Here is a 17,307-nt window from a genome sequence, read left to right on the forward strand (position 1 = left end):
CGGCCCTTTTTCTTTTACGGTGCCTCAATGTCGAACGAAATCAAACGTCTGCAAACCAACGCCCGCATGAGCCAGGTGGTGATCGCCAACAACGTGGTGTATCTGGCGGGCCAAGTGCCGGATACGGCGAACGTTTCGGTGACGCAGCAAACGACGGAAATTCTCACGCGCATCGACAAGCTGCTGGCCTCGGCCGGTGTCGACAAGACCCGCCTGCTCACCGCCAACATCTGGCTGTCGGACGCCAAGCACTTCGCCGAATTCAACGCCGTGTGGGACGCCTGGGTGCCTGAAGGCCACGCGCCGACGCGCGCTTGCGTGCAGTCGCCGCTGATGCGTGCTGGTCTCGAAGTCGAGATCGCCGTCACCGCGCTGGCGTAAGTTTCACCCACGTGGCTCACTTCGGTGGGCCACATTGCTTCTCCCCCTCTCCTTCCTTTTCTCCCCCCTTCCCTATGACGTTCGACGCGCTTGTCCTCGGTGCAGGAATGGTCGGTGTGTCGGTCGCCGTGCACTTGCAACGACGCGGATTGTCGGTGGCCTTGGTCGATCGCAAGCCGCCCGGCAACGAGACGTCGTTCGGTAATGCCGGGCTGATTCAGCGCGAAGGTGTCTATCCGTACGCGTTTCCGCGCGACCTCGGCACGTTGTTGCGCTACGCGCGCAATCGCTCGACCGACGTGCGTTATCACCCGTCGGCCATGCCTGCCATGGCGCCCTTCCTCGCGCGTTACTGGCACAACTCGGCACCGGCACGGCATGCGCAGATTGCGCGGCACTACAGCCAGTTGATTGCCCATTGCCTGACGGAACACCGTGATCTGATCACGGCATCGGGCGCGGATGCCTTGTTGCGCGAGGGCGGCTGGGTGAAGGTGTTTCGCACGGTCACGGCGATGGACGCGGCACGGCGCGATGCGGAGCAATGGGAACAGGAATACGGTGTGCCGCACGAGGTACTCGGTGTGGAGAGATTGCGTGCGGAGGAGCCTTCGCTCACGCATGCGCTCGTCGGTGGCTTACGTTACACGGCATCGAATTCAGTGCGTGATCCGGGCGGTCTGGTGGCGGCATACGCGCGCTACTTCGAATCCCTCGGCGGCCGGGTGCTGACAGGCGACGCGACGACGCTCAAGCCACAGTGGACGGTGCAGACGTCCGAGGGTGTGGTCGAAGGCCGCCGTGCGGTGATCGCACTCGGACCGTGGTCAGACACCCTGAGCGCGTCGCTCGGCTACCGGTTGCCGCTAGCGGTCAAACGCGGCTACCACATGCACTATCGCGCGCAAGATGGCGCGCAACTGAATCAACCGGTGCTGGATGCCGAGTACGGTTTCCTGATCGCACCGATGGCGCGTGGTATTCGCCTGACGACGGGTGTCGAACTCGGTCTTCGCGATACGCCGCCGACACCGGTGCAACTCGCGGCCGTCGAGCCGCTCGCACGCGAGACGTTCCCGCTGGCAGAGCGCGTCGACGATGCGCCGTGGATGGGACGTCGCCCGTGCACGCCGGACATGATGCCGATCATCGGCCCTGCGCCCGCACATCGGGACCTGTGGTTTGTGTTCGGCCACGCGCACCACGGTTTCACACTTGGACCGGTGACTGGCCGTCTCGTGGCCGAGATGATGACGGGCGAAACCCCATTGCTGGACCCGCGCCCGTTTGGTGTGCAGCGGTTCCTGTCGTCCACGCCGCACTAACTCACACCAGAAATTTGATCAGGCTTGATGGAAGATTTCGTTGATACCTCGCGCGCGCCGCGCTTCGTGCCGAACGGTCCGGCACCGACAGCCGAGCAGGTGGCGATTCAGTTGGCCAAGGAACGCGTTTGCCTCGTGCAGGCCAACGCCGGCGCGGGGAAAACGTCGGTGCTGGTGGCGCGCATTGGTGAGGCGGTCGCGCGGGGCACGTCGCCCGGGAACATTCTGGCGCTCACGTTTACCGACACGGCCGCGTCGGTGCTGAATCGCCGGCTGGCGCAGGCAGGCATTCACGCGCGCGCCGCCGAGCAGGTGCACGTATTCACGTTCGACAAATTCAGCAGGCACGTGCTCTCCCGACTGCCGGGCGACGACTCGCGCGCCACGCAGTTCGAATTGGATCGGGATCTGGCGCCGTGGATCGAAGAGGCCATGGACAACGTGCCCGACGAGACCGTCGAGGCGTTTCCGGAAGGCACCTTCGAGCCCAATCACGTGAATGTGGCGCTCGCTATTGACGCGATGCGCCGTCTGAAAGCGTCCGGTGCCTTGTTCGACGATATCTACGACGAGAATCTGGACGGGATGCTCGACGCGCTGGGTGTGACGCGTGCGCAGTTCATCATCACGATCGAATACGAACGGATTCGACGGGGACGCGACGATGAACCGCGTTTTCGCGATCCGTACGACGCGACCTACGATTTGGCGAAGGCGATCGGCATGGATGCCATCGCCGATGCGTATCTGGGGCCGTACAGTCTGGTCGTGTGCGACGAGCAGCACGACTTCAACGAGGCGGCTTACCGGGTGTTGTGTCGCGTGTTGCTCGCCAATCAGTGCCGTTTTCTCGGCGTCGGCGATAAGGATCAGGTCATCCACGCCACGTTGGGTGCGAGCGATACCTACATGGGCGACCGATTCCGCAACGACTTCACGTCGACCGAACACTATCCGCTGAGTCAGACGTTCCGTCACGGCCCGCACATTGCCTACCCGGTCGCTGCGTTCAAGCAAAAGACGATCGAGTCGTACGTCCGTTCGCACACGCCGATCCAACTGGTGGAAAGCGACGGCAGCCCGCTGGGTGTTGCCAACGCAGTGGCGGACGAGGTGGCCGAGTGGGCCGCGCAGGCGGGAAGCGGCGACGCGTGCGCGATCCTGCTGCGCGACTGGCATCAGTCGGCATTGATCGAAGAAGTACTTTGGCGACGCAATATCCGCTATCGGGCGCCCGCCGCACGTAACTTCCATCATCGCGAAGAGATTCGTTTCGTTCGTGGTGTGTTTGCTTATGCCTTGGGCGCCTTCGGCAGACTGGAATCGTCCGATCGCGTGGCAATTGCCGCGACGTTGGCGCTGTTCGGGAACGTGCAAATCGAACCCGGACGCGTGCGGGAAATGCAAGCGCTGCTGGCGCAGAACCCGGAGTTGTTCGAGGAATTCCTGAAGACGTGGCTCGTGGGCGATGTGCCGGAGCGTCCGGTGACCAAGGTCGGCGCACTGGTGCTGGAAATTCGTGGGCTCGTGAAGGGATTGAGCGCCGTCGATGCGTTCAAGCTGATTCGCGCAAGGATCGATTTCGGGGCCATTGCGCGTCGCGTCTACGCGAAACCCTATGACGCGGAAATGGTGTCCCGGTCGCTCGACGCCTTTGAAAGCGCGATGGCGGGGAAGCCGGATACGCTCGCGGGGTTCTTCGATACGTGGCTCACGACAGTCACCTCCGCGACGACCGGACGGCGCGTCGAGCGCGTGATCATCGATACGGTTTCCAACGTGAAGGGCCGCGAATTCGACCGCGTGATTCTGCCGTACATGGATCGCAACGAATTCCCGAACCCGCATCTCGCGCACGATCAGGAAGCCAATCTGTTCTACGTGGCCGCGACGCGCGCGCGCAACAAGCTGGTGCTGGTGACCTCATCTGCCAATGCCGTGCTTCAGAGCCGATTCATCGGTGATCTGGCGTTGGAGACATCGACGCTGCGCGCGGATATTGCGCTGGACCGGAACCGGCAACTGGCATCCGCAGACAACATCATTCGTATCTATCTGAAGCACTACGATCCGCGCGATCACGCGGAAATTCGAGGGCTCGGTGCGAGCTACGACCCCGCGCGGCGGCAGTGGTACATCACGTCGGATATGAGCACGGAACGCTTCCTGCCGTGGCTCTGATTCGTGACTAACACCGCATCCGTTACTGCGGCATTTCCTCCGGTGTGTCGGCACTCTTGGCGTGTGCCGCGTCGCCGCTGGCGTCGGCATTCCCGTCGCCAATCACACTGATTTCGAATAGCCGCTTGCCCGCCAGCGAGCGCGCTTCGGGGTCTTCGGGATACGTCTTCAACAGCGGCAGAATCACCGAACCGCCAATGACGTTGCGCCGGCTGTTATCCGCTGGCGACAATCCCCAGACGTTCTGATACGTCATGGGTACGGTCTGCCCGTCGATCTGCGTGTTGCCGAGGTACAGCATGATGTGGCCGTCGATGTGGATCAACGTCATGAGCGGCCGGCCACGCTCGGCGAGCGTGCGCAAACGCGTATCGATGCCGGCCTGTCGAAGGTCAGTGCGCTGCCCCGCGCGCAACTGGTCGGAGGAATGTCGCGGCAGCCAGATCCCGAACGGCGCGAAGAGGCTGCGCGTCTCCGCCGAACAGTCGTTGTAGAACAGCGTATTTCCCCACCCGTACGGCCGCCCGATCATCTGCTTCATGACTTGCGCCATATGACGCGGCGTCAGCGACCACGGCATGGGTACGACGGTCGACGCATCGACTTGCATCGAGCGCATCGTGGCGGTTCGCTGCGTATCGGCCACGGGGAACATCACGATTTGCCGGCCGTCTTGTGCGCGTGTCATCGGCAGCACTGTCCCGATGGGCGCGGTCGTGCGATAGATCGCCTTGAGTGTGCCGGGAACGGTGTCGGCGAGCGTCGTATCGGCGCGCACGATGGCACCGAGTCCGCGCTGCGCCGCTGCGCGCCACGTCGCGACAAACCGCTCGTCCACCGACGCCACGGTGCGCGCATCCACCCAGCCGATCAAATCCGGCGAATACACCAGCAGCCATGCCCCGTCCGCACTGCGCGCGAGCGTGTACACGGGCGTGCCCGGACGCAGCGCGGAGTCTTGCAGCGCGTCGAACGGATAGCCTTCGCCTGCCTGATGAAAATCGTAGAACGCGGGGTCGGATGTCGGCAGTTGCCGCACCAGCGCGTTATCAACCGTGATGCCGCGACGGCGTGGGTTGTAACGCCAGTCGGCATGGTCGGCATCGAGTTGCGCGAGCGCCATGTTCGATTCGATTGCACGAATCCACACCTGCGAGTGCGGTTGGAAGTTCTCGCCGTAGGTCTTGCGCACACCGGCGGCGCTGTTGTCGAAGCGGCGGACGCGGCGTGCCTGCGAATCGGCAATCTGGCTGGCACCCGCGGCGTTGAGCAGAGACGTCGAGAGCCATGTTCCATTCCACGGCGACGCATCGCTTGCGGCGGTGCCGAAGTAGCGTGCACGGAATGCTTCGAACCGGCGCGTCTGTTCTGCTTGGGAAATGAGCGGCTGGTCGTAGCCGGGGGCATCGGGACGGATCCAGTGATCGACGTCCTGATCGTAGTGCTCGATGGGGAAGCGGGCGACGTTGAAGCGGGGCTGCGCGGGCGCGGTCGTCGCGGTCGCGGGTGCGGTGGTGGCGTCACCCTTTGGCGACGGACCGGCACACGCGGCCAACAGAACAACAGTGCTGACGAGGGCAACGGAAACGCGAGTGATCGAAGCGAGCACGTTGGCGCGTGGCGCCGGCAGGTTTGCACCCATGGGAGACGATGGAAAGCCCGAATGACGTCATGCTACTCCATCGTTTCCATCGCTCCGCCTTCGGTCGCGGCGACGCGTTGTAGCGCGCGTCGCCGCGTGGGTGCTTCAATGGCTACCTGTGGCTTACCCGTGGCTAACCCGTGGCTTACTCGTGGCTTACGGGTGTGCTTACCAGCGCGCCGTCACACTGCCGATCACCGTACGGCCCGTGCCGTAGTAGCACTGCACGGTGGTGTTGCAGCCCGCCACGTAGGTGCGATCGAACAGGTTGGTCGCGTTCAGTTGCAGGCGCCAGCGCCAGCCGATATCGGCGTGCAGCGAAGCGTCAAAGAGCGTCACGCCCGGCACCGAAAACGAGTTGGCGGTATCGCCTGCGGTCTGGCCCAGATAGCGCACACCGGCCCCGGCGCCGAGCTTCACGTCGCCGATATTGCCGAAGTTGTAGTCGGCCCAGAACGACGCCATGTTGCGCGGCACACCATACGGGCGCTTGCCCAGATCGGCGTTGTTGCTGCGCGTGACTTCCACGTCCTGATACGTGTAGCTGGCCACGACGTTGAGCTTGTTCGTCAGGCTCACCTTGCCTTCGAGCTCCACGCCGCGCGAGCGCACTTCCCCGGTCTGGATCGTGTTGCGCGTGTTGGCCGGGTCAGCCGTCGACACATTCTGCTGCGTGAGGTTGAACAGCGACGCGGTAAAGAGCGCGTTGATGTTCGTCGGCTGGTACTTGATGCCGATCTCGTACTGCTGGCCGGTGGTCGGCTTGAGCGGGTCGCCCGCGAGGTTGGTCGACAGCGTGGGCAAGAACGACGTCGAGTAGCTGAAGTACGGCGAGACACCGAAGCTCGACTCGTACAACAGACCGGCGCGCCACGTGAACTTGTTCGGCGTTTGCTTCACCGTGGTCTTGGCGATGTTGTTGTCGGTCGTCGACCACGTGAAATCTTCGCGTCCACCCAGCGTCAGATACCAGCGGTCCCAGCGCATCTGGTCCTGCAAATACAGGCCGAGCTGCGTTTGCGTCTGGTCGGTGCTGGTGGTGGGGTTGGCCGGCAGCACGCCCTTCACGCCGTACACCGGCGCATAGAGGTCGAGCGACGGCGCCGACCCGGTCCACACGCGATTCAGGAATCGTTGCGTTTGAAAGTCCGTGCCAGCGACCACCTTGTGCGCGACGGGGCCGGTCTTCGTGTCGTACTGCACGTTGTTGTCCATCTGCCAGCCGTTCAGGATCGGCTCGGCCTGATAGGCGGTGCGTTGCAACGTGCGTTGGTCCGCGAGCAGCGCGGTGCCGTAGATCGACTTGTAGTCGAGGTCCATGTGCGTGAAGCGCACGCTGGAGCGCAGTTGCAGCGCGTCGTTGATGCGGTGCTCGAAGCGGAACCCCGTAGCGACTTGTGTCTTGCGATAGCGGTCGAAAGCGGGGTCGCCGGTGAGCAGTTCACGGTCGATGCGTCCCCAGCGCGACGGCGTCACCATGCCGATAGCCGGACCGTAGCTGACCGACGAACCCATGTTGTCCTGCAAGTAGTTGAAGAACCACGTGAGGCTCGTCTGCGCGTTCGGACGCCACGTGATCGACGGCTGAATCATGATGCGGTCGTCGGTCACGTTGTTGGTCTGCGTGTCCGCCAGACGGCCCAGACCCGTGATGCGATAGAGCAGCGTGCCGTCGTCGTTGACCGGGCCCGTCACGTCCACGCGCAACTGGCGGCGGTCGAACGTGCCGTAATCGACGCCGATTTCACGATACGGTTCGGCGCTCGGCACCTTGCTCACCAGGTTGACCAGACCGCCAAGATTGCCCGCGCCGTAGAGGATCGAGCTGGGGCCGCGCAGCACTTCCACGCGCTCCAGCGTGTACGGGTCGACACGAATGGCGGCGTAGCTGCCCGGGCGGTTGGCGATCTGCGGAATGCGCAGGCCGTCCCAATACGCATCGGCGTTGAAGCCACGGATGTAGAACCAGTCGGCGCGCGTGTCGCTGCCGTACGGGTCGGCGTTCACACCGGCGGCGTACTTGAGTGCGTCGCTGACCGTCTGCACGGCCTGATCGTTGAGCTGGTCGCGCGGAATCACGCTGATCGACTGCGACGTCTGCATGATCGACGTGTCGGTTTTCGTCGCGGTATCGCTGCGCTGCGCCACGTAGCCCACTACCGGGCCACGGGCGACGTCGCGATCTGCGCGGGCGTTCACGTCGGTCGCGGGGAGTGCCACGGCTGCGCCCGTGGCCGGCGCACTGCCGTTGGCGCCGGGGGCCACGATGTAGCCGCCGTTGGGCTGACCGGTGGCTTGCAGGCCGGTGCCTTCAATCAGAATCGCCAGCGCGAGCGACGGCGTGTAGTTGCCGGAGACACCGGCCGTGCGCTTCTCGGCGATCTGGGCGGCGTCGTAAGAGATCATCAGCCCGGTTTGCTGGGCGAACGCGACGAGCCCCTGTTGCAGCGAGCCGGCAGGAATGTGCAGCGACTGTGCCGGGCGGGTTGCCGTTGCCGCGGGGGTGCCTGCAAGCGGGGTAGCGTCAGCAGCGTGGGCTTGTGCGCTCAGGGCAAAGACGGCGAAGGCGGCCAGTGAGACGGCGCGACGGGCGGTGATGACGTAGGCAGCGCAAGCACGAGCGGCACGCGGCGGCGTGGGGCTGACGTGAGAAGACATGACGGCGGATTCCTTTCTATGGAGCATCGAACATCGAAATGGGCATTCCTTCCTATGCCCCGCGAGATTCGAAAGCCCCTCATCCGACGGCAAAAAAGTTTTTGGCGGGCGGTGCCTGTCGCCCGACGACTGGGGGGCGATCGGTGTACCGCGCGCGGTTCAGGTGTGTGTACGGTCCCCGCCGAAGGTCCGGATCGTCCGGATACGCCCCGGCGGCTCGCCGGTTTGTGTGCCGGGCAGCACGCGCACCCACCAGCGGGTATAGCGCTCGACTTCGACCGGCAGCGCGCGCGCGAGCATGTCGAGCACGCGGTCGGTGTCGTCGATCGGATAGATCCCCGAGACCAGCAGGTTGGCCACTTCGGGCGCGCAACCGAGATGACCGCGCCGATAGCGGCTCAATTCGGCGAGGAAGTCGCCGAGCGGCATGGCGTGCACGACGAGCATGCCTTGCGTCCATGCCGCGGTGGCATTGGCGGCGCTGGTGTCGTCAAAGCGTGAGCGGATGGCCGTAGCGTCGAAGGTTGCCCCCTGACCGGCGGTGAGCACGATGGCATCACCGGCGGCGCTCGATGGCGTCACGCGCACGGCGCCTTCGAGCACGGTGACCGAAGCAGTGTCGTTCTGCTGACGCACGAGGAAGTGCGTACCGAGCGCCTGCAAGCGGCCGTGTGCCGTATCGACGAAGAACGGTCGATGGCCGTGGTCGGCATCGGCGCCAGTGATGACGGCAATCTCGCCGCGAAGCAAGCGCAGACGGCGGGTGTCTTGCGTATAACGCACGTCGACCGCGGAATCGGTGTTGAGCGCGAGTGCGGTGCCGTCGTCCAGTTGCACGGTGCGGCGCTCGCCGACAGCGGTGCTCAGGTCTGCGCGTAGCGATTGCACGGTTGCGCTGTCGCGCGCGGTCCATGCGGCCCCGGCGACCGTCGCCAGCGCAAAGAGGCCGAGCACGCGGCGTCGGCTTTGGCTCGTCGCAGCCTTGCGCGTCGCCATGCGCAGGAGCGTGCCGTGGGCGACTACGGGGGGAATCGTGCGCAACTGGCTGCCGAAGTCGACCAGCCGCTGCCATGCCTGCGCGTGTTGCGGGTGCGCGTCATGCCAGCGTTGCCACGCGGCCTGATCGGCCGCGCGAGCGCTGGACTGCGCATCAATGGAATGGGTGGCATCCGTCGCCGCGCCGCCCGTGCCGCCCGTGCCGCCGGTAGACATTTCGTTCGCTTGCAGACGGACGAACCACTCGGTGGCGGCCAGCGTGACCGATTCCGGCAACGGGTCGCCGACGGTGTGCGAATTGGCGTTCATGGGCGGTGGCTCCCGAAGCAGCAGGCATGCAGCGCCTTGACGATATGGCGTTGCACGGTGGCGATCGAAATGCCGACGGCTTCGGCAATGTCGCGTTGGGCGAGGCCGTCGAGTTGCGACATCAGGAACACACGGCGCACGACCGGCGGCAGGCCGTCGAGGCGGCGGTCGATGTCGATGAGGGTCTGGAGCAGGATGGCGCGCGTTTCCGGATCGGGCGCGACGGCTTCCGGCTGGGCGGCGAGCGTATCGAGATACGCGGCTTCGATCTTGCGATGGCGGTGCAGGTTGGCGACGAGGCCTTGCGCGACCACGGTCAGGAACGCGCGCGGTTCGCGCGGGCAGACAGGGGCGTCTTTGCTGAGCAGACGCACGAAGGTGTCGTGCGCGAGGTCGGCCGCGTCGCCGTGGTTGCCGAGCTTGCGGTGCAACCAGTTACGCAACCAGCCATGGTGATCGTGATAGAGCGCGGCCACGCCGGACGCGTCGGCGCGTGCGTGGTCTGAACGGCCCCCGGTGTCGTCACGCATCATGATCTTGGCTCGGCCGCGGACTTGCGCCGCCGCCACTGATTCAACAGTTTTGTTGGTTAATGATAATCATTCGCATCATATCATGTCACGCATGGGGCGGCGACGGGTGGGAAATAAATGCGGGGGGATTGGGGGCGGGCGGGGGCGAGGCGAGGTGCGGGGTGTCAGGCAGACCGCCGGGGGGAAGCGGTAGGTGGTGGCAGGTGGCGTCAGGCCGTCAGTCCCGAAGCCAGTTTTCAATCTTCAGGCCGGGATAGGCGGTGAAGTCCCGTTCGTTGTTGGTCACGAGCACGACGTCGAGCGATGCCGCGTGTGACGCGATCAACTTATCGAGGTGATCCTTGCGGCGCTCGCGGGTGGCTTCGCGGATCGGGCCGTAGGCGGTTGCGGCCGCCGCATCGAAGGGCAAAACCGGAATGTCCTCAATCAAAGCCGCTAGGTGGCGACGCTCCCGTACGGGTTCTGCGCATACGGAAACCCCGTAGCACAGCTCGGCAAACGTGATCGCCGACATCACGACGTCACCCACCATGCATTGCGCGAAGCGCTTTGCGACGGCCTCCGGTTGGTGTTTCATCAGATAGATGCAGATGTTGGTGTCGAGCATGTAGCGTGACATTACAGTGCCTCGCGATCCGATTGCTCATGCGCTTCGCGCCCGTCGCTCATGACGTCGGCTCCGAAGCGGGCGAACTTATCGAGCACGCCAGTGAGTGGTCGCCGACGCGGCCGGATGCGCAGTTCGTCGCCAACGCGCTCGATTTCAAGCTCGATATCGGTAGTTTCGTAGGCCAGATCGGCAGGGATGCGGACGGCTTGTGAGTTGCCGTTACGAAAGGCGCGGGTGATGTGCATGAGCGGCTCCGGCAGGAAAACATCGTGCTCATACTTTAGGCGCTGTATCGGCGAATGTAAATACACATGTGTGTACGTCGATGCGGCGTGCTGAATGCTGGAAGACAAGGCAGGGGCTCCCGAAAATTAGGACTATCGGCAATGGGGGTATGGGTGAGGTGCTGTACAAATATACAGTACAATCGCCCCATGCCGAACGGAGCGTGGATGCTGTCAGCGCCTGTCGTATCGGCCTGATACAGTAGTTCCCCCGAGGCGCGCATGCGCACTTTCAGACGTCAACCAAGCGGCCCTGAACAATTGGATAATTCGTCCTCGAAACCCGACCTGTCGGCAACCCCGGCGACAAGCCCGGCGACAAACCCGTCGACCACGCCGTCGCCTGCACCGTCGGCCAACCACGCCATTCGCATTCGTGGCGCCCGTCAGCACAATCTCAAGAATCTCGACGTCGATCTCCAGACCGGCGAGATGACGGTCGTGACCGGTCCGTCCGGCTCCGGCAAGTCGAGTCTGGTCTTCGACACGCTGTTTGCCGAAGGCCAGCGCCGCTACGTCGAGACCTTCAGTGCTTACGCGCGTCAGTTTCTCGACCGCATGGACCGTCCGCAGGTCGACCATGTGGAAGGCGTGCCGCCCGCCATCGCCATCGATCAGACCAACCCCGTGCGCAGTTCGCGCTCGACGGTCGGCACGATGACCGAGCTCAACGATCACCTGAAACTGCTGTTCGCCCGAGCGGCGGCGCTGTTCGATCGCGAGACGGCGCAACCCGTGCGTCACGACACCCCCGAGACCATCTACGCGGAACTGATGACGCGCACGGCGCAGGGCGACCCGCGACTGGTCGTCACGTTCCCGGTGGAACTGCCGGGCAGTGTCACGCCCGACGAGGTGACGCAATGGCTCTCCGCCTCGGGTTACACCCGCGTGCAGGCCGAGCGCGAAATCGTGAGCGCCACCGGTACGCGCAAGGTGCTCGACGTGGTGGCCGACCGCTTCCGCTTGCAGAACACCGAGAAGGCGCGCGCGATGGAAGCCATCGAGTCCTCGCTCAAGCGCGGACGTGGCCGTGTGAACGTCTATGTGCTCGCGGAAGAAGGCGAGCCGGACATCTGGCGGTATTCGCAGGACCTGCACTGCCCGGATAGCGATCTCCATTACGCCGATCCGCAGCCGGCGCTCTTTTCGTTCAACTCGGCCTACGGCGCCTGCGAGGCATGCCGGGGCTTCGGACGCGTGATCGGTGTCGACCTCGGTCTGGTGATTCCTGACGAGCGCAAGACACTGCGCGGCGGCGCGATCAAGACGATTCAGACGCCTGCGTGGAAAGAGATTCAGCAGGACTTGCTCGAATACGCCGGTAAGGCAGGCATTCCGCGCGATACGCCGTGGTCGAAGCTCTCGCCCGAGCATCAGGAATGGGTGATCGAAGGCGACCCGACGTGGAAGGGCGAGTGGAACAAGCAGTGGTATGGCGTGCGTCGCTTCTTCGGCTATCTGGAGTCGAAGGCGTACAAGATGCACATTCGCGTACTGCTCTCGAAGTACCGCAGCTACACCACCTGCGATACCTGCGGGGGGGCGCGTCTCAAGACGGAAGGTCTGCTGTGGCGTCTGGGGTCGAAAGAGAACGCCGACGCTGTGCTGCCGCCGTCGCAACGCTTCATGCCGCGCGGCGTGTCGTGGTCGCGCGCGCAACTCGAAGCGCTGCCCGGCCTGACCATGCACGACCTGATGCTCATGCCGATTTCGCGCGTGCGTCAGTTCTTCGACTCGCTCACGCTGCCGTCGAGCCTGCTCGACGATGCACTCAAGCTGCTCCAAGAGGAAGTTGGCACGCGACTGAAGTACCTGTGTGACGTCGGTATCGGCTATCTCACACTCGATCGCCAGAGCCGCACGCTCTCCGGCGGCGAAGTGCAGCGGATCAACCTGACGACGGCGCTAGGCACCTCACTCGTCAACACGTTGTTTGTGCTCGACGAGCCGAGTATCGGCTTGCACCCGCGCGATATGGACCGCATCGTTGCCGCCATGCATCGTCTGCGCGATGCGGGCAACACGCTGGTGGTGGTCGAGCATGACCCGGCCGTCATGCTGGCGGCCGATCGTGTGATCGACATGGGGCCCGGCCCCGGCGAGCGCGGTGGTCAGATCGTGTTCGACGGCACACCCGAAGAAGTGCGTAACGCCGACACCCTCACCGGCAGTTATCTCGGCGGGCGCAAGCACGTGGCGAATGCGTCGAACTGGCGCGCACGTCCGGTCGATGCCGACACGCCGCGCCTGTCGCTCACGGGTGTTCGCGAACACAACCTCAAACAGATCAGCGTCGACATTCCGTTGCAACGGCTTGTCTGCGTGACGGGCGTGTCGGGTTCCGGCAAGTCGACGCTCGTGCAAGACGTGCTCAGCCCAGCGCTCGCGCGTCACTTCGGTGACCCGACGGAGGCACCCGGTGCCCACGATGAATTGGTGGGTGCCGAGCAGTTGTCGGGTGTCGTGTTCGTCGATCAGTCGCCTATTGGCAAGACGGCGCGTTCGAACCCGGCAAGTTATGTCGGTGCATTCGATGAAATTCGCAAGCTGTTCGCCGCTGAGCCGGTGGCCCTGCAACGTGGCTACAACGCCAGCACGTTCAGCTTCAACTCGGGTAACGGACGCTGTCCGACCTGCGGTGGCTCGGGTTTCGAGCACGTGGAAATGCAGTTCCTGAGCGACGTGTATCTGCGCTGCCCGGACTGCGATGGCAAGCGCTATCGCGCCGAAGTCCTCGACGTGAAGATTCAGCGCGCGGTGCCGGGTGAAGCCATGCGCGAGTTGAGCGTGTCGGATGTGCTCGATCTCACGGTGAACGAAGCGGTGAAGTTGTTCTCGTCGGATCGCGACGTGCTGCGTGTGTTGCAGCCGATCGTGGACGTCGGACTTGAGTATGTGAAGCTGGGCCAGCCGGTGCCGACGCTCTCGGGCGGTGAGGCGCAGCGTCTCAAGCTCGCGGGTTTTCTGGCCGAAGCGTCGCAAAAGAAGACGGCAAGCGGACAGAAGGTGGCGCATCGCGGTCGCCTGTTCATCTTCGACGAGCCGACGACAGGCCTGCACTTCGACGACATCGCCAAGCTGATGCGCGCGTTCGGCAAGTTGCTCGACGGCGGCAATTCGCTGCTGGTGATCGAACACAATCTCGACGTGGTGCGCGCGGCCGACTGGATCATCGATCTGGGGCCGGAGGGCGGTGAAGGCGGCGGCGAAGTGTTGTGCGCCGGTACGCTGGCCGACGTGGTGGCATGTCCGGGATCGCATACCGGCAAGGCACTGGCCGACTACGAGCGCAATATCGTGGCACCTGCACAGGCCGTGGCGACCAACGCGAAAGACGATGCCGGCATGCCACTGCAAACCGCCTTGCGTGCTGCACGCGCCCATCGCAAGCCGGCGGGCGGCGACGCCATCCGGATCATCAATGCGCGCGAACACAATTTGAAGTCGCTCGACGTGGAGATTCCGCGCGGCAAGTTCAGCGTGATCACGGGCGTGTCAGGGTCGGGCAAGTCGACGCTCGCGTTCGACATTCTGTTCAACGAGGGACAGCGCCGGTATCTGGAATCGCTGAACGCATACGCGCGCTCCATCGTGCAACCGGCAGGGCGTCCGGAAGTTGATGCCGTGTATGGCATTCCGCCGACGGTGGCCATCGAGCAACGTCTGTCGCGTGGCGGCCGCAAGAGTACGGTGGCGACGACCACGGAGATCTGGCACTTCCTGCGATTGCTGTACGTGAAGCTCGGTATTCAGCATTGCATTCACGACGGCGCGCCGGTGACGGCGCAGAGCCCCGATTCGATCGTGGCGCAGTTGCTGCGCGACCGGCGCGGTCAGCACGTCGGCTTGCTGGCCCCACTGGTGGTGGGCCGCAAGGGTATCTACACCGATCTGGCGAAGTGGGCTAAGGCGCGCGGGCATTCGCATCTGCGAGTCGACGGCGTTTTTCTGCCGGTGGATCCGTGGCCGAAGCTCGATCGCTTCCGCGAGCACACCATCGAGTTGCCGGTCGGCGACGTGGTGATCACGCCCGAGAACGAAGGCCTGCTGCGCACGTTGCTCGCGGCGGCGCTCGAATTGGGCAAGGGTGTCATGCATCTGCTGGCGCCGCTCGACGGTCTTGGCGATGCCATGACCAGCGAACAACCCGGCGAAGGCGTCGGCAAGATCGAAGTGTTTTCGGTCAAGCGTGCCTGTCCGGTGTGCGGCACGAGCTATCCCGATCTCGATCCGCGCATGTTCTCGTTCAACAGCAAGCACGGCTGGTGCACGACCTGCGTGGGTACGGGACTCGCGCTCACCCGCGAGCAGCGCGAAGCCTTCGACGACACAGTGCTCGGGCAAGACAACCGAGGGCGCGAGCATTCGCTGCCGTCGGAGGAGCAGGAGCCGGAAGACGTCGGCGATCAGCCGTGTCCGGATTGCCACGGTGCGCGACTGAATCCGGTCGCACGGGCCGTGACCTTCGACGAAGAGGCGATCTCGGACGTTGCGCAATGGACCGTCACCGACGTTCGCCATTGGGTGCAAGGACTGCATCTGCATGGCCGCGATGCGAGCATTGCGCGCGACCTGATCAGCGAAATTCAGGGCCGCCTCGAGTTCCTCGAAGAAGTGGGGCTGGGCTATCTGACGCTGGACCGTGCGGCGCCGACGCTCTCGGGCGGTGAATCGCAGCGTATTCGTTTGGCGGCGCAACTCGGCAGCAACTTGCAGGGCGTGTGCTACGTGCTGGACGAGCCGACCATCGGCTTGCACCCGCGCGATAACGGCATTCTGCTTGGCGCGCTGCGCAAGCTCGGCGATCAGGGCAATACGCTGGTGGTGGTCGAGCACGACGAGGACACGATTCGTCGCGCTGACCACATTATCGATATCGGACCGGGTGCGGGCAAACGCGGCGGTACGCTCGTTGCGCAGGGCAGCGTGGCCGATCTGGCGGCGCATCCCGATTCGCTGACGGGCAAGTTCCTCGCGCATCCGTTGCAGCATCCGCTGCAACCGCGTCGCGAAGTCGTTGCGCCAAAGAAGGGTACGGAAGCGGTGCCGCCGAACTGGCTGACGGTGCATGGCGCGACGCTGCACAACCTGAAGAACGTTACGGCATCGCTGCCGCTCTCGCGGCTGACGGCGATCACGGGCGTCTCGGGCTCTGGCAAATCGACGCTGGCCCGCGATGTGCTGATGACGAACCTGCTCGACGCCGTGGGGCGTTCGGTGATGTCGTCGCCGGCCGAGCGCCGGGCACGCAAGGGCACGGTCCGGCATGCGGTGAAGGCGGACGGCAAGCCGCGCGCCAAGTCGGAGGTGCCGGTGGAACCGCGTCGTGCGGTGACGCACGCGTGGCACGGCTGCGAGTCGGTGACGGGCTGGGAGACGATCGATCGTGTGCTCGAAGTCGACCAGACACCGATCGGCAAGACACCGCGCTCGTGTCCGGCGACGTATATCGGTTTCTGGGACACGATCCGCCGTTTGTTTGCCGACACGTTGGAAGCACGGGCGCGCGGTTACTCTGCATCTCGCTTCTCGTTCAACACGGGTGACGGGCGTTGTCCGGCGTGCGAGGGGCAGGGCGTGCGCACGATCGGCATGAGCTTCCTCGCCGATGTGAAGGTGTTGTGCGACGTGTGTCATGGCCAGCGTTTCAATGCCGAAACGTTGGCGGTAACGTGGCGTGGCAAGAGCATCGGCGACGTGCTGACGATGGAAGTGGACGAAGCGGTCGAGTTCTTTGCGTCGATGCCGAGTATCGGGCACCCGTTGCAGTTGATGAAGGACGTGGGGCTTGGCTACCTGACGCTGGGGCAGCCGTCGCCGACGTTGTCGGGCGGCGAGGCGCAGCGTATCAAGCTGGTGACGGAGTTGACCAAGGTGCGCGACGACATCACGCGCCGTGGTCAGAAGTCGCCGCACACGCTGTACGTGCTCGATGAACCGACCGTGGGGCTGCACATGGCGGACGTGGCACGCCTGATCAAGGTACTGCATCGTCTGGTGGATGGCGGACACACTGTGGTGGTGATCGAGCACAACCTCGACGTCATTGCCGAAGCCGACTGGATTGTCGACATGGGACCGGAAGGCGGCAAGGACGGCGGCACCGTGGTGGCGGCAACGTCACCGGATGCGCTTGCGAAGGTCGCGGTAAGTCATACCGGTATCGCCCTCAGGCCAGTGCTGGCGCAATCGGCTGCCAAGGTCGAAGAAGCGGAAGCGGTGAAGTAACCGCAGGGCTTCCGCCGAGCAGAAAGACAAACGGGACGCTTCGGCGTCCCGTTTGCTTTTCACTGCGTTCACTACGTCAGCCCCGACCAGCCACTCAGGTGCGAACTATTTGATGCGGCTTAGTCGCCATCAACACGACAGCTACCGCCCCCCTACA

Annotated in this window: 10 protein-coding genes; 4 read left to right on the plus strand and 6 right to left on the minus strand. The window is 64.2% G+C overall.

Annotation, left to right across the window (positions count from 1 at the left end):
• Nucleotides 1-27: 27 nt before the first annotated feature.
• The 3 genes from AT302_RS00335 (at nucleotide 28) to AT302_RS00345 (ending at nucleotide 3,887) form a co-directional block, all read left to right on the plus strand.
• Nucleotides 28-381: a RidA family protein gene (locus tag AT302_RS00335; RefSeq protein WP_058376695.1), complete on the plus strand. Its 354-nt coding sequence runs from the start codon at nucleotides 28-30 to the stop codon at nucleotides 379-381.
• Nucleotides 382-455: 74 nt separating this feature from the next.
• Complete coding sequence (locus AT302_RS00340; protein WP_058376696.1) at nucleotides 456-1,706, plus strand: NAD(P)/FAD-dependent oxidoreductase; 1,251 nt, start codon at nucleotides 456-458, stop codon at nucleotides 1,704-1,706.
• Between the two features lie 27 nt (nucleotides 1,707-1,733).
• Nucleotides 1,734-3,887, plus strand: coding sequence for a UvrD-helicase domain-containing protein (locus AT302_RS00345; protein WP_058376697.1), 2,154 nt, complete (start codon nucleotides 1,734-1,736; stop codon nucleotides 3,885-3,887).
• 22 nt (nucleotides 3,888-3,909) lie between these two features.
• On the opposite strand, the gene AT302_RS00350 is transcribed toward AT302_RS00345, so the two are convergent.
• The 6 genes from AT302_RS00350 to vapB form a co-directional block, all read right to left on the minus strand.
• Nucleotides 3,910-5,529 carry an SH3 domain-containing C40 family peptidase gene (locus AT302_RS00350; protein ID WP_058376698.1) on the minus strand — a complete coding sequence of 540 codons (1,620 nt, stop codon included), beginning with the start codon at nucleotides 5,527-5,529 and terminating at the stop codon, nucleotides 3,910-3,912.
• 168 nt (nucleotides 5,530-5,697) lie between these two features.
• Entirely contained in the window at nucleotides 5,698-8,187 is a 2,490-nt protein-coding gene (locus AT302_RS00355; RefSeq protein WP_058376699.1) for a TonB-dependent siderophore receptor, read from the minus strand.
• 159 nt (nucleotides 8,188-8,346) lie between these two features.
• Nucleotides 8,347-9,492, minus strand: coding sequence for a FecR domain-containing protein (locus AT302_RS00360; protein WP_058376700.1), 1,146 nt, complete (start codon nucleotides 9,490-9,492; stop codon nucleotides 8,347-8,349).
• Nucleotides 9,489-10,025: a sigma-70 family RNA polymerase sigma factor gene (locus tag AT302_RS00365; RefSeq protein WP_237172031.1), complete on the minus strand. Its 537-nt coding sequence runs from the start codon at nucleotides 10,023-10,025 to the stop codon at nucleotides 9,489-9,491. The genes AT302_RS00360 and AT302_RS00365 overlap by 4 nt, the downstream gene beginning before the upstream one ends.
• A 217-nt stretch (nucleotides 10,026-10,242) precedes the next feature.
• Complete coding sequence (locus AT302_RS00370) at nucleotides 10,243-10,644, minus strand: type II toxin-antitoxin system VapC family toxin (protein WP_058376701.1); 402 nt, start codon at nucleotides 10,642-10,644, stop codon at nucleotides 10,243-10,245.
• The gene (vapB, locus tag AT302_RS00375) at nucleotides 10,644-10,880 is read right to left on the minus strand and encodes a type II toxin-antitoxin system VapB family antitoxin (RefSeq protein WP_058376702.1); all 237 of its coding nucleotides are present in this window, start codon (nucleotides 10,878-10,880) and stop codon (nucleotides 10,644-10,646) included. The genes AT302_RS00370 and vapB overlap by 1 nt, the downstream gene beginning before the upstream one ends.
• Nucleotides 10,881-11,285: 405 nt before the next feature.
• Between vapB and uvrA the strand changes: the two genes are divergently transcribed.
• Nucleotides 11,286-17,150 carry an excinuclease ABC subunit UvrA gene (gene uvrA / locus AT302_RS00380; RefSeq protein ID WP_058379997.1) on the plus strand — a complete coding sequence of 1,955 codons (5,865 nt, stop codon included), beginning with the start codon at nucleotides 11,286-11,288 and terminating at the stop codon, nucleotides 17,148-17,150.
• Nucleotides 17,151-17,307: the final 157 nt, after the last annotated feature.

It is taken from the genome of Pandoraea norimbergensis, from assembly GCF_001465545.3.
In the GTDB taxonomy this organism is placed as follows: Bacteria; Pseudomonadota; Gammaproteobacteria; order Burkholderiales; family Burkholderiaceae; genus Pandoraea; species Pandoraea norimbergensis.